This window comes from Streptomyces sp. Tek67B01 (genome assembly GCF_055231995.1).
Window position 1 is genome coordinate 7,086,835 of record NZ_JBUYUY010000001.1, and the last position, 12,976, is coordinate 7,099,810.

Sequence of the window (12,976 nt, forward strand, 5' to 3'; positions counted from 1 at the left end):
AACGTCGTGTCCCACGACCTCCACCACCGTGCCGTCGTCGCCGACGCGCACAACGACCTCCTCATGGCGGTCGCCGCGCGCCCGCCCAAGCGCTGGGGCTCCTTCTTCCGCGAACGCTGGCTGCCCCAGCTGCGCGAAGGCGGCATCGACATCCAGGTGCTGCCGGTCTTCATCGACGACCAGTACCGCCCCGAGGGGGCACTCCGGCAGACCCTCCGCATGATCGAATGCGCCCACGTCCTCGCCGAGGCCAACGCCGACCAGGTCGCGCTGTGCCTGACGGGCGCCGACATCGACGCGGCCCTGGCCGAGGACCGGATCGCACTCGTCCTCGCCCTGGAAAGCGCCCCCGGCATCGACGCCTCCGTCGAACTCTTCCCCACCCTCTTCCGGCTCGGCGTACGGATCGCCTCGATCGCCCACTGGGGACGTACCCCGCTCGCGGACGGCAGCCGTGAGGACGCCACTGGCAGCCGGCTGACCGCACCCGGCGTCGAGGCGCTGTGGGAGATGGAACGCCTGGGCATGCTCTTCGACATCTCCCATCTGGGAGCGAGCGGCGTCGCACACGTGCTGGAGCTGGCCACCCGACCGCTCATCGCCACCCACTCCTGCGCCCGGGCCCTGCGAGAGCACCACCGCAACCTCACCGACGACCAGATCCGGGGCGTCGCCGCCACCGGCGGCGTGGTGTGCGTGAACTTCGTCCCGGACTTCCTCACCAACGACCAGGCGAAGGTCAGCACCGACCGGATCGTCGACCACATCGAGCACATCGTCTCCGTCGCCGGGATCGACCACGTCGGCCTCGGCTCGGACTTCGTACGCGAAGTCATGCACGACGTCACCCCGCCCTGCTGCGAGAACCCCGACGACGAGGACCCGATGTTCGACTTCCCCGGCCTAGAAGGCCCCGTCGGCATGCCCCTGGTGACCGAGGCGCTCGTCCGCCGAGGTCTGCCCGATGCGGACATCCTGAAGATCCTCGGCGGGAACCTGCGGCAGCTCATGACCAAGCACATGGGCTGAGCCGGCCCCGGCAACGGTGGCCGCCCGGTCGGACGACCCGGCGGGCACCGCTGGTCCCGGCGGCCTTGGGATCCCGGCACGAACCGGACGCCCACGTTGTCACCACCGCACCAACCGGGCCGCGACCGAGCTCCCTAGCGTGGCGGCCATCCCCACCTGGAGGAAACACCGTGCCGGTTGACCAAGAACCCCGCCCACCACGGCTGGACGTCCTGTCCGCCCCCGCACCCGAACTCGACGGCATGCTCGCCGACCTCGAAGAACTCGTCACCTGCGAGTCGTACTCCGCCGACCACGCAGCCGTCGCCCGCAGCGCCCGCGTGGTCGCCGACCAGGGCACCCGACTGCTCGGCGCCCGCCCCCAGACGCTGGTCGCCGACGGCGTCACCCACGTCCAGTGGACCTTCGGAACCCCGCGCGTCCTGCTCCTGGGCCACCACGACACCGTCTGGCCGATCGGCTCCCTCACGACCCACCCCTGGAAGGTGGAGCAGGGCATCGCCCGCGGCCCCGGCGTCTTCGACATGAAGGCCGGTCTGGTCCAGATGTTCCACTCCCTGTCCCGCCTGCCCTCCCTCGACGGCGTGTGCGTCCTGGTCACGGGCGACGAGGAGGTCGGATCCGGCACCTCCCGCCACCTCATCGAGGACCTCGCACGCCGGTGCACGGCCACCCTCGTCCTGGAGCCCTCCGCACCCGGAGGCGCCCTCAAGACCAGCCGCAAGGGCGTTTCCCTCTACGACATCACCGTCCACGGCCGCGCCGCCCACTCCGGACTCGAACCCGAGAAGGGCGTCAACGCGGCGACCGAACTCGCCCACCAGCTCCTCACCCTGAGCCGGATCGCCGACACCGTGACGGCCCGCACCGGACCCGGGACGACGGTGACCCCCACGCTCATGTCGGCCGGCACCGCGAACAACACCGTGCCCGCCCGCGCCGACCTCAGCGTCGACGTACGCGTCCCCGGCGCGGCGGCCCAGGAAGCGGTCGACCGGCTGATCAGGGACCTGCGCCCGCACGATCCGGCCGCCGGCCTGCGGATCGACGGCGGCCCCAACCGCCCGGCCCTGGACCCGGACGCCTCCCGCGAGCTGTTCGCGCTGGCCGCGGACATCGCCCCGCGACTCGGCCTCGACCCCCTGCGACAGGCAGCCGTCGGCGGCGCCTCCGACGGCAACTACACCGCCGGAGCCGGCTGCCCCACCCTCGACGGCCTCGGCGCCGTCGGCGACGGCGCCCACGCCGACCACGAACACGTCGTCACCGCCACCATGCCGGAACGAGCCCGGCTCCTGGCCCACCTCGTCGGAGCACTCCAGTGAACGCACTCGACCTCAGGGAACTCCACACCATGGAGGACCTCGACGCCGTCAGCCGGCTCTACGCCGGCATATGGGGCACCGACGCCGACAGCCCGCCCGTCTCCGCCGAAGTGATGCGCGCCCTGTCCCACGCGGGCAACTACGTGGCCGGCGCGTACGAGGACGGCCGCCTGGTCGGGGCCTCCGTCGCCTTCTACGGCGACCCCATCGGCACCACCCTGCACTCTCACATCACCGGCACCGTCATGGGACGCGGCATCGGCCTCGCCCTCAAACTGCACCAGTGCCAGTGGGCCCTCGACCGCGGGATCAAGCGCATCACCTGGACCTATGACCCACTGATCCGCCGCAACGCCCACTTCAACCTCGTCAAACTCGGCGCCCGCCCCGAGGAGTACCTCCCGTCGTTCTACGGCGCCATGGACGACGCCATCAACGGCGGCGACGAGTCCGACCGCGTCCTGACCGCCTGGGACCTGACCGCCCCCGCCGGCCCGTACACCTTCGAGCCGCCCGCCGGCACCACCCACGGCGTCCGCAACCAGGGCGGCCACCCCGTCATCGGCCCGACCGACGCCGACACCGTCCTCATCGACCTCCCCGACGACATCGAATCGCTGCGCCGCACCGACCCGGGCGCCGCCCGCGCATGGCGCCTCGCCGTACGGCACACCCTCGGCGGTCTTCTCGCCGAGGGCGCCCGCGTCACCGGCTTCCACGACCGCCGCAGCTACATCGTCCGCCGTACCGCCGCCTGAACAACCTGCCAGGAGCCACCCGCACATGAAGACCAAGCTCTCCGGCGTCGAACTGCGCCGCATCGCGATGCCGCTCGTCGCCCCGTTCCGCACCTCCTTCGGCGTCGAGACCAGCCGCGACGTCCTCCTCGTCCGCGCCGTCACCTCCGACGGGACGGAAGGCTGGGCGGAGTGCGCTGCGATGTCCGAGCCCCGCTACTGCTCCGAGTACGTCGACGGCACCCAGGACGTCCTGCGCCGCTTCCTCGTCCCGGCCCTGCCGAAGGACGGCGTGGACGCGGCCGCGGTCGGCCGCGCCCTGGAACCCTTCACCGGCCACCACATGGCCAAGTCGGTCCTGGAGACGGCGGTCCTCGACGCCCAGCTCCGCAGCTCGGGCGAGTCCTTCGGCTCGTACCTGGGCGCGTCCCGTGAGCGGGTGCCCTGCGGGGTCTCGGTCGGCATCATGGACTCGCTACCGGAACTCCTGGACGCGGTGGACGGCTACGTCGCCGAGGGCTACGTCCGCATCAAGCTGAAGATCGAGCCCGGCTGGGACGTCGAGCCGGTCCGCGCCGTCCGCGAGCGCTTCGGCGACGACATCCTCCTCCAGGTCGACGCCAACGCCGCGTACACGCTGGTCGACGCCCAGCAGCTCGCGAAGCTCGACGACTTCGGTCTCCTGCTGATCGAACAGCCCCTCGCCAACGACGACATGGTCCAGCACGCCCAGCTCGCCAAACTGCTGCGCACCCCGATCTGCCTGGACGAGTCCATCGAGTCCGCCGCCGACGCCGCCGCGGCGATCTCCCTCGGTGCCTGCTCGATCATCAACATCAAGCCGGCCCGCGTCGGCGGCTACCTCGAAGCCCGCCGCATCCACGACATCGCCCGCGCCCACGGCGTCCCCGTCTGGTGCGGCGGCATGCTGGAGACCGGCATCGGCCGCGCGGCCAACGTCGCCCTGGCGGCCCTCCCGGGCTTCACTCTCCCCGGCGACACGTCCGGCTCCCACCGCTACTTCGCCACGGACATCACCGAGCCGTTCGTCCTCGCAGACGGCCACCTCGACGTCCCCACGGGCCCGGGCCTCGGCGTCCAGCCGCTGCGCGACCTCCTGAACGAGGTCACCACGTCCACGGAGTGGATCTCGCTCTGACCGTCGGTACTCGAAGCCGTCCCCTGAAGCTCCCTGGCGCCACCACGCCCAGGGAGCCTCGGCGTCTGTCCCCGCACTCGTCGTGCACGACGGAACGACCCCGACGAATTCAGCTGCGCGCACGAACGAGCAGGGCCGCCGCCCGGGCACAGTGGTACCACCGCACTGCGTGACGGCCGGACCCTCCACCCACCGAGCATCCGCGACGCCACGCAAGCCCGCCCGCCAGTCGACCGGGTCACCTCCCAGCGCGACGGCGGGCGGGTGCTCCACGGGAATGCACGCCAAGCGAGGAGGGCGCGCGGCGGTCAGACGTCGGAGCCGGCGTCAAGCCGGCAGCGCACATCGACGACGCCTTCGACCGCGTGGGCCAGACGTTCGGCCAGCGGGATCAGGGCGCGGTCCCTCACCTGGCTGGTCAGGATGGCGATGCCGTGGGAGACGGTGACCTCGACCGCTTCGTGGGAGAGGGGGAAGAGGCGCTGGACCACGCTCTCGCAGATGTCCGCGGCGAGTTCATCGTTGCTGCGGAGGAAGACCTTCAGGAGGTTGGCGCGGCTGACGATGCCCTTGAGGGTGCCGTCGGCGTCGACGACCGGGCGGCGCTTGATGTGGCGGTCGGTCATGAGGCGGGCGGCCTGCGGGAGGGTGGCGTCGGGGCGGATCGTGACGGCGGGGGTGGTCATCAGGTTCTCGGCGCGGGCACCCGATGTGGTCCGCCGCGACGCCGCCATGCGTGCCATGCTCGGTGAAAGCGGCTCATAGCTACGCGGCACCGGCCTGGCACTTCTCCAACCAGTGGGCGCGGGTGTCCCGCAATCCCGCCCTCATGCTGCGCCTGCGGGTGTTCCTGACTCTCCTCCTGGCACTCCCCGTGCCCTTGTGGTTCGTGATCACGCCGCTGCCGTGGACTCTTCACGGTCAGCCTGCCCGTGAGCCTCTCTACGGCCACCGACTCCCACATGATCCATTTCCATCATTTCAGCGCGGCACCTCGGACCGGATCCGCAACCGGCGGGTGAACGAACGCACCGGCAAGGTTGACGAGTGCAGTCGCCGCTGGCGCCGAGCTCGTCGAGGATGATGCGGTGGAGCCGAGCGCAGACTCGCGCCCGGCTGCAATGGGCGAAGCGTCGGTAGACCGTCTGCCAGCTCGGGCGGAATACCGAAGGCACTATGACGGCGACCAACTCGCCGCTGCCCTGGGCCCTCCCGGCTTGGTCAGCAGAAGAGATACTCGATGCCGGGCGGCCGGTTCAGGATTGCTGCTGCACGTTGTTCAGGCGGGCGACCTGCCGGTCGATCAGCTCGATGGGGAAGTAGGAGCTTCTGCCCACATCGAGACTGGTGAAGGTGACAATGGTGTTCCCGGCTCGCACGATGGTGATCTGCTTGTCCGCGTCAGCGCCTTCCGAGACGGGAGTGTGCTCTCGCAGGGTCACCGCTTCGTCCCCGAACCGTGGAGGTGCCTCCATCGCTATCGATACCGTGTGCTTGCCCGTCCAGTTTTCGGTTTCGAAGGTCCGGCAGGCGGCGAGGGCCTTCTTGAGGTCCGCGAAGTGCTGCTGCGCTGCGCCGGCTTCGTAGGAGGCGAGCGTGGAGCTGCCGGGGTAGACGTTGTCCTTCCAGTCATAGTCCTGCTCTACGCGCGCGTAGGACCTGTCGCCGGTGCGGATGTCGAGGTAGGTCCGGCAGGCGGGATCCGACACTGGCGGGAACCTGCTGGGCTCGTGGTTCGGCTCCTGTATGTCCATACCGGTTTTCACCTGCGGGACGTCGGCGTCCACCAGGGCCGCGTCCTTCAGCTGGACCACCGTCAGCGGTGCCATCAGGGTCTTGCCCGGTGATGCCGATCCCGTGCCCGCGGCGGGGGTATGCCCCGTCGGCGCACTGCATCCTGAGATGACGCAGACGCCTATGACAGCGGCTGTCAGGGCGGCGGTTGCTATGGGTACGCGGGCAGGCATGGTTCCCCCGGGTGTGTGTGCGGGCAGCAGGCCGACGCTAACGTCGCCGACGCGGCTGAACCAGCACTTTTGGATCACGGCATCAGATCGCGGCGTGCCCGTGAGGTCACCGGCTGCCTGTCACCGCCTGGGCGGGGCATGGAGCCGTTCGAGCCAGCAATGTGGGCTGCGGGCCCGCGGTCTACCCGTCTCTAAAGGGCGTTTGAGCGTTTTCAGCGTTGACGCTCCAGGGTGAGGACGGTAGCGGCGATGACCGTCATGCGGTTAGGGCTGCAGCGGGCTCTGCGGAAGACACACCAGGCCTTCAGTCTCGCGAGGCTTCGTTCGACCGGCGCTCGTGCTGCTGACAGGGCCCGGTTGATCGTCCGCTGGGTCGCGGTGAGCTCCTGGTGCGGGAGCCGTCTGATCGGCGTGGTCACCCAGGAGCCGGCCCCGATGTAGGCGCGGTCGGCGAGGACGGGTACGCCCTGGCGTTCGCGATCCGGATGATGCGGTGGGTGCGGGCCGCGGTCAGATCGTGGGTGCGGCCGGGCAGTGCGGGCGAGATCCACAGCAGCTTGCCCGCAGGGTCGGCAACGAACTGCACGTTGACGTCGTGGCGGCGGTGCTTCTGGGAGAAGTCGGCCCGGCTGTCACCGACCCGGTCGCACTCGGCGAGCGTTCCGTCGAGCAGAACGTGATCGGGATCCGTTTCCCGCAGGACCCGCAGCAGCCCGGCGCCCGGCGGGACAGATGGTCGACACACGCGGTGACGTAGGCGTGGGCAGTGCCGACGGATATACCGAAACCGGCGGCGATCTGCGCGAGCGTGTCGTGCCGGCGAAGGTAGACCAAGCCGACGAGAGCACGCTGGTGAGGCGGGAGCTTGCAGCGGCGGTCACCCTCACGGGTGACGATGAGCATGGTTACCCACTCGACCAGGGCGTGCGGGAGGTCGAGTGCGGCAGGATGGGGAACCAACGAGGCTCCTGTGCTGATGAGTTGAGACGTCGAACACCTCTCTCAACGGCGCAGGAGCCTCGTGCGTTGCGGGAGGCCACCCTGTCACCCGACCGGTGGCCACTCTGAAAAGGCTCACTGACCCGATCCATCACGTGTGGGGTCCTCGACCGAAGGCGGTCGAGGACTCCACCCATTTCACCAGCGGCAGTCCACCGCTCGTGCTGGTATGGCCGCGGGAGGGGCCGGCTGCAGGTAGCCCGACATCGGCCGGTCCGTGTGGCGCGGGGACGTCTCGCAGCCACAGGTGGCCCTCCCGCCCCGGAGCTCCGGGGCGGGAGGGCCTTACCCGTGCTGCAGGCCAGGATCCGTCTCTACCATCGTGTCGACCCCGAACCCGCCTGGATGGGTCCCAAGCAAACCGGAGGGGACACCGGCCGCCTGGGCCCGCACGGCTTTTCGTACACTCGGCGGATGACCCAGATGCGCTGCACGTTTTGTGGTTCCGGCGTCCTCGAACTCGGATTCGTCGAGGACACCGGTCAGGGCGCTCCCGGGTACGCCCGGTGGATCGCGGGGGCGCTGGAACGCGGCCTGCTCGGCGGCGCGAAGCGGATGGGGCGCCCGCGCCGCCAGATCGACGCCTGGCGTTGCCAGGCGTGCGGGCACCTGGAGCTGTTCGCCACGCAAGGCAACTGAGCCCCCCGGGCCCGAAGCGCCGTCCCCCGCCGCCGGTGCTCGCCTCAAGAGCGCCAGGAATGCAGCTGACCTGCACCAACACTATCCACGGTCAGCCTCGTTGGCTGGGTCTCAAGCTGGCCGGTCACATGCGCAGACGTCAAGCTGGTCGCGTCACCGAGCCGGGTGGGCCGGCCGGCTCCGATGCCGCGTTCGAGCAGCCACGCGGAGGCTTTCGCGGGCGGCCGCCGGCGTGCAACGGCCTCCTCGGCCTCCTCGGCCGCGTTCAGCGCCCGTTCCGCACGGCCCAGCTCCCCGCGCAGGTAGGTGACCAGTGTCCGCAGTCGCGGCAGGTCGGGCGGTAACACGGACATGAGGTTAGACCCCTACTGCGCCCGCCGCGTGGCCCTGCACGCCTGTACAAGGGGTTGGCGGGAGCGCCGTAGCGCGCACAGGGCCGGTGGCAGGCGGCGCACGGTCCGGTTTGGCTCGGCGCCGGGTGAACACCAGCGCCCGGTACCCGTGAAGACCGGTCTTCTGGTCTACCTCGGCGGGGACGTCGAGTTCCCCGACGTCCACCCGGACCAGGTGGCCGCCCTCGCACGCCGCCGCGACCGTGGCCCCCTCCCTACCGTCCCCCGACCCGCACAAGCTCCAACAGGCAGCAAATGCCCTGCGCAACGAGGCGATCGCCGTCCTCCTGGTCCTCCTCGTCACAGGAACCAACCCGACCGCCCCCACCCAGAGGGCCATTCCTCGCGCGATGATCCACCGATAGCGGCCCTCCGGCCGAAACCGCCTATCGGCTCAAGCAGCGCGGGGCACCACCCCGGAAGGGGGCGGCCCGCACAGATCGGAGCGGAGCTGCCCCCCGGCGGCCGCGAAGAAGGCTGCCGCCAAGGAGGCCCCGGCGAAGAAGAGCGCTGGCCGCAAACCACGCAGCGCCTGAGGACCGGTGGGTCCGTCCCGTCGCACCGCTGCCGGAGGGGGCAGTCGTCCAGGGGAGCAGGCTGCCGTCTGCTCACATGTGATCTATGGGCCGGATGTCCCTTGACCACCTTTGATCCGCCTGGTGGTCAAGGGGGCGGCGACCGCAGGAGGGATGCTGCACAGAGGCTCGGCCCGTGCCCGGTGTCCGTGGCAGGGGGGGTTGGCGGGCGGGGGACGGTCGTCTAATGCACTGGAGGGTAGTAGGGCTCAGGTTGCGGGCGGCTTTGACAGGAATTGTTGTTCCACTCGCGCCTTTAGCTGACCCGGTGCAGCAGCGTGTCGTCAATGACGACCATAACCAGCGCGTCGGCCGGCAGCAGCGCCTCGGCCGCGCGGGCCGGCCGCAGTCCGAGCCGATCGGGGTCTCCGCGGGCATCGAATCGGCGCGTCGCAGCTCGGCCAGCAGGGCGAGGGCCACTCGGTCGGGAACACGCCGTCGTCCGGGGAAGCGGTGGCGCCGTTCGGGCGGAGGCGGCAGCAGCGGCGCCACCCGCTCCCAGAGGTCTTCCGGAACAAGATCAGTACGCAGGCGGTCACCCTGCCCACCGTGTCCGCCGACGGCAAGACCCTCGGGACTTGTCCCGGCAGGTGTCTGTCGGTGCGTTGGCAGGGCGCGAATCGGATCAGTTCAACTGTGGCGGGACCCAGGCGTGGTGGCGAAGGATCATGCGCGTTGCCACGCGGGACGGTGTCAGCCGCATCGCCGTGTTCCGCAGGGTGACGGCCAGTGGATGGGAGAGCTGCTGGCCGATGCGCCCGGCCTGCCGGGCAGCCTGCGCGACGGCTTGGCTGCGCGGCCGGCGCTCGGCGTCGTAGCGAGCGAGCGCGGCTTCGACGGTGGGCGCGGTGCCCAGGACGGCGGCCAGGGTGACCGCGTCCTCCAGTGCCTGGCAGGCGCCCTGTCCGAGGTTGGGGGTCATCGCGTGTGCCGCGTCACCGAGCAGCGCGATCCGTCCGACCGTGTACGAGGGAAGCGGTGTGCGGAGTTCGTTGACGTCGTGGTGCAGAACGGCGTCGGGCCGGGTCGCGTCGAGCAGAGTCGGGATGGGGTCATGCCAGGCGTGGAATCGTCGGCGCAGTTCCGCCAGTGGGTCGGGGAATCGCGTTCTGGCAGGGAGATTGAGGACGGCATGCCACTCGGCCCGCCCGTCCAGGAAGGCGATATGCCCGAACTCCGCGCCTTGGCCCCAGGTCAGCTCGAAGTCGGTGCGCAGGTCGACCCCGTGCTCGGTGATGGCGCGCAGCACCGTCGAGCCGCTGTAGACCGGGCCGGGGTGGTCTGGAAAGAGACGGCTGCGGACTTTGCTGCCGATGCCGTCGGCCGCCACCACCAGATCAGCGTCCAAGACCGTGCCACCGCAGTCGACTTGAACCGTTCCTGGGTCGATCTGCTCGACCGAGGTCGCCTCGGAACCGATCAGCAGTGATCCGGCGGGCAGGCAGCCGCGAAGGAGTCGGTGCAGCGTGGAGCGGGGGATGCCCGTGATCGGCGTGCCCACCGCCTTCTCCAGCACTGAGCCATCCATCCGGGCCAGCCAACCACCCTGGGGCGTGCGAGTTCCCCCGCTGTACTGGCCCCGCGATGCATCTCGCACCGCCTCGCCGACGCCGAGTTCGTCCAGTGCTCGCAGGCCGTTGGCGGCCAGTGAGATGCCCGCCCCCTCGCCTTCGAGCCTGGATGCGCGCTCGACCACTGTCACGTCCCATCCAATGCGGCGCAGGCCGAGCGCGGCGGCAAGCCCGCCGATGCCCCCTCCGACCACCACTGCCATGCCGCCCATGCCGAAGCTCCGATTCTTCTACAGATGTAGAAGACGATCCTATCTGAGCCTCTACAGGTGTAGAAAGGGGGTATGGCTTCGGATCGGCGCACCCTCCTCGCGGACTCCGCTATCGACGTACTCGCCGACGAAGGAATCCGCGGCCTGACCCATCGCGCAGTCGACCGCAAAGCCGCCATGCCGCCCGGCACCACCTCGGCCTACTTCCGCACCCGAGCCGCGCTGCTCACCGCACTGGTCACACGCCTGGTCCAACTCGATCAAGCGGAACTGCAAACGATGCCCGATGAACTGCCGCCCCTGCGCACCGTCGAGGACCTACTGAACGGCATGGCACTGCTCACCCGACAACGACTCACCGGTGAAGGGCGACGCCGCTCCCTCGCCCGTTACGCCTGCGCTGTCGAGAGCGTGCGCGACCCGGAGCTGCGCGAGATCCTCGTCCCCCGCGATAACGCCAGCCGCGAAGCCGTCCGGCTGTTCCTCGCCACGCACGGCGTCACAGACGCCGAGAACCGCACTCACACCCTGCTGACCTGCATCGACGGACTGGTCTTCGACCGGCTGGTGAGCGGCGGCAACGTACCGCGCGAGGCCCTCGAAGGCCTGGTCGTCACCGCCCTACGCCAGGCCCCCTGCTCGAACTGACCGACAGCCTCCGCCGCCATTGGCGCGAGCGGTGCAGTTGCGAGAACAGGGCCAGGCTGGGCAGGCCCGGAAACAGATCCGGCTCATGGCCGCCCGCTTCGCCGGCGAGGAGATCGAACCACGCGGTCCCATCGAGACCGAAGCAGCCCGCCGCCTCGCCGACGACCTCAAGAACGAGTGATCATTCCTCAGCCGGGCGCGGCCAGCGGCGCGAGGAGGCTGTCGACGACGCGGCGGACCTTCGCGGCCGCCGTGTCGTCGCCCAGGCGCATCGCGGTGTTCGCGGCGGTGAGCACGGCGTCGATCTGGAACGCTGTGAGGTCGGCATCGAGGCCGGACGGGCCTGGCACGACCGCATCGCCGCCGAGCTGCGACATGCCGTACCGCGGCCCGGGCCAGCGTCACACCGGCATCCGGATCGAGGAACTGTGCGAGCTGAGCCACCACTCGCTCATCCAGTACCGGCTGCCGACCACCGGCGAGCTCGTCCCACTCCTGCAGATCGCTCCGTCGAAGACTGATCAAGAGCGCCTGATCCTGGTGACCCCCGAGCTTGCCGACGTCCTGAGCCGCATCATCATGCGGGTCCACAACAGCAACGGCATCGTCGCATCGGTTGCCGCCTACGACCCCCACGAACGCGTCTGGAACCCGCCGATGCCGCTGCTGTTCCAGCATCGCATCGGCATCGAGAACCGGGCGATGCACCCAACCTGCCTCCGAAAGTACCTCGGTCAGGCCCTGGCCAGCGCAGGTCTGACCGACGCGAGCGGCGAGCCGCTGGCCATGCAGCCGCACGACTTCCGAAGAATCTTCATCACGGATGCGGTGATGAACGGAATGCCGCCGCACATCGCGCAGCTCGTCGCCGGCCATCGCGTGATCGACACGACCATGGGCTACCTCGCGGTCTACCCCCGTGAAGTCATCGAAGCACACCGGGCCTTCATCGCCCGCCGTCGGGCCACCCGGCCCGGCGAGGAATACCGCACGCCCACCGATGAGGAATGGGACTCCTTCCTCGGCCACTTCGAGAAGCGCAAACTCTCCATCGGCACCTGCGGCCGGGCCTTCTCCACCCCTTGCATTCATGAGCACGCCTGTTTGAGATGCGCCATGCTCCGGCCTGACCCCGCCGAGCGTCCCCGGCTCGTCGAAATCCGCGCCAACCTCACCGACCGCATCGCCGAAGCCAAGCGGGAAGGCTGGCTTGGCGAAGTCGAAGGCCTCGAAAACAGCCTCGCTGGCTCCGAGGACAAGCTCTCCCAGATGGACGCCGCCACAGCCCGCACGGTCACGGCGGTCGATCTCGGGATGCCCACCTTCACCCAGATCGCTGGACGCGCCACCGACACCCGAAGGCGGCCGCCACCGTCCGCTCCATGAGCGACGCGTCAGAAGGGCACGTCCACGCCAGCTTCGCGGAGATGGGACAAAGCGCGGGACAAGCACTCGTGGGCGGTGGCTCCGTCGGCCCGCATCGGGTGGCTCAACGGGCCGCCACCAGCAGTGAACGTCCATGCGGGCTTCTGGTCCCGCAACCGCTCAGCGTCCACCCTGATCGCGGCGCCCACGCCTTGCTCGCCCAACCACTCCAGGATGAGCAACCCCGCGTCCTCGACGCCGCTGTCCTGATCGATCTTCGGCCACCGGCCTCGACTCATTGTCACCGGCATGACTGTACCGACGGCCCGGCAGTCGTAGGCGCCGAGCTGGCTCGCCA

Annotated in this window: 13 protein-coding genes and 2 pseudogenes; 8 read left to right on the plus strand and 7 right to left on the minus strand. The window is 69.9% G+C overall.

What is annotated here, in order from left to right:
• Window positions 1-6 precede the first annotated feature (6 nt).
• The 4 genes from ACV7NM_RS32480 to menC all read left to right on the plus strand — a co-directional run bounded on the left by ACV7NM_RS32480 (window position 7) and on the right by menC (window position 4,250).
• Window positions 7-1,029 carry a dipeptidase gene (locus ACV7NM_RS32480; RefSeq protein WP_463413656.1) on the plus strand — a complete coding sequence of 341 codons (1,023 nt, stop codon included), beginning with the start codon at window positions 7-9 and terminating at the stop codon, window positions 1,027-1,029.
• Between the two features lie 242 nt (window positions 1,030-1,271).
• On the plus strand, window positions 1,272-2,354 hold the full coding sequence (locus ACV7NM_RS32485) for a M20 family metallopeptidase (protein ID WP_463414142.1): 1,083 nt from the start codon (window positions 1,272-1,274) through the stop codon (window positions 2,352-2,354).
• Window positions 2,351-3,112, plus strand: a complete 762-nt coding sequence (locus ACV7NM_RS32490; RefSeq protein ID WP_463413658.1) for a GNAT family N-acetyltransferase — start codon at window positions 2,351-2,353, stop codon at window positions 3,110-3,112. Before ACV7NM_RS32485 ends, ACV7NM_RS32490 begins: the two co-directional genes overlap by 4 nt.
• Window positions 3,113-3,137: 25 nt before the next feature.
• A complete protein-coding gene (menC, locus tag ACV7NM_RS32495; protein ID WP_463413659.1) occupies window positions 3,138-4,250 on the plus strand; it encodes an o-succinylbenzoate synthase in 1,113 nt (370 codons plus the stop codon).
• A gap of 308 nt (window positions 4,251-4,558) precedes the next feature.
• Here menC and ACV7NM_RS32500 read toward each other — a convergent pair whose 3' ends face one another.
• The 3 genes and pseudogenes from ACV7NM_RS32500 to ACV7NM_RS32510 all read right to left on the minus strand — a co-directional run bounded on the left by ACV7NM_RS32500 (window position 4,559) and on the right by ACV7NM_RS32510 (window position 7,177).
• Entirely contained in the window at window positions 4,559-4,984 is a 426-nt protein-coding gene (locus ACV7NM_RS32500; RefSeq protein WP_463413660.1) for a CBS domain-containing protein, read from the minus strand.
• A gap of 522 nt (window positions 4,985-5,506) precedes the next feature.
• The gene (locus tag ACV7NM_RS32505) at window positions 5,507-6,079 is read right to left on the minus strand and encodes a hypothetical protein (RefSeq protein ID WP_463413661.1); all 573 of its coding nucleotides are present in this window, start codon (window positions 6,077-6,079) and stop codon (window positions 5,507-5,509) included.
• Window positions 6,080-6,429: 350 nt separating this feature from the next.
• Window positions 6,430-7,177, minus strand: a pseudogene (locus tag ACV7NM_RS32510) (transposase).
• Between the two features lie 453 nt (window positions 7,178-7,630).
• Here ACV7NM_RS32510 and ACV7NM_RS32515 point away from each other — a divergent pair.
• Window positions 7,631-7,855 (plus strand): hypothetical protein, encoded by a 225-nt coding sequence (locus ACV7NM_RS32515; RefSeq protein WP_463413662.1) that lies wholly within the window; start codon window positions 7,631-7,633, stop codon window positions 7,853-7,855.
• A gap of 1,375 nt (window positions 7,856-9,230) precedes the next feature.
• Here the strand turns inward: ACV7NM_RS32515 and ACV7NM_RS32520 are convergent.
• Both ACV7NM_RS32520 and ACV7NM_RS32525 read right to left on the minus strand, forming a co-directional pair.
• Window positions 9,231-9,353 (minus strand): annotated as a pseudogene (locus tag ACV7NM_RS32520) (IS5/IS1182 family transposase); the annotation flags it as partial.
• Window positions 9,354-9,447: 94 nt separating this feature from the next.
• Window positions 9,448-10,605 carry an FAD-dependent monooxygenase gene (locus ACV7NM_RS32525; RefSeq protein ID WP_463413663.1) on the minus strand — a complete coding sequence of 386 codons (1,158 nt, stop codon included), beginning with the start codon at window positions 10,603-10,605 and terminating at the stop codon, window positions 9,448-9,450.
• A gap of 72 nt (window positions 10,606-10,677) precedes the next feature.
• Between ACV7NM_RS32525 and ACV7NM_RS32530 the strand changes: the two genes are divergently transcribed.
• Window positions 10,678-11,253 (plus strand): TetR/AcrR family transcriptional regulator, encoded by a 576-nt coding sequence (locus ACV7NM_RS32530; RefSeq protein WP_463413664.1) that lies wholly within the window; start codon window positions 10,678-10,680, stop codon window positions 11,251-11,253.
• Between the two features lie 31 nt (window positions 11,254-11,284).
• The gene (locus ACV7NM_RS32535) at window positions 11,285-11,434 is read left to right on the plus strand and encodes a hypothetical protein (RefSeq protein ID WP_463413665.1); all 150 of its coding nucleotides are present in this window, start codon (window positions 11,285-11,287) and stop codon (window positions 11,432-11,434) included.
• 7 nt (window positions 11,435-11,441) lie between these two features.
• On the opposite strand, the gene ACV7NM_RS32540 is transcribed toward ACV7NM_RS32535, so the two are convergent.
• A complete protein-coding gene (locus tag ACV7NM_RS32540) occupies window positions 11,442-11,630 on the minus strand; it encodes a hypothetical protein (RefSeq protein WP_463413666.1) in 189 nt (62 codons plus the stop codon).
• On the opposite strand from ACV7NM_RS32540, the gene ACV7NM_RS32545 reads away from it, so the two are divergent.
• Window positions 11,629-12,639, plus strand: coding sequence for a tyrosine-type recombinase/integrase (locus ACV7NM_RS32545; RefSeq protein ID WP_463413667.1), 1,011 nt, complete (start codon window positions 11,629-11,631; stop codon window positions 12,637-12,639). The genes ACV7NM_RS32540 and ACV7NM_RS32545 overlap by 2 nt on opposite strands.
• 8 nt (window positions 12,640-12,647) lie before the next feature.
• Here the strand turns inward: ACV7NM_RS32545 and ACV7NM_RS32550 are convergent, their stop codons facing one another.
• Window positions 12,648-12,917, minus strand: a complete 270-nt coding sequence (locus ACV7NM_RS32550) for a hypothetical protein (RefSeq protein WP_463414143.1) — start codon at window positions 12,915-12,917, stop codon at window positions 12,648-12,650.
• Window positions 12,918-12,976: the final 59 nt, after the last annotated feature.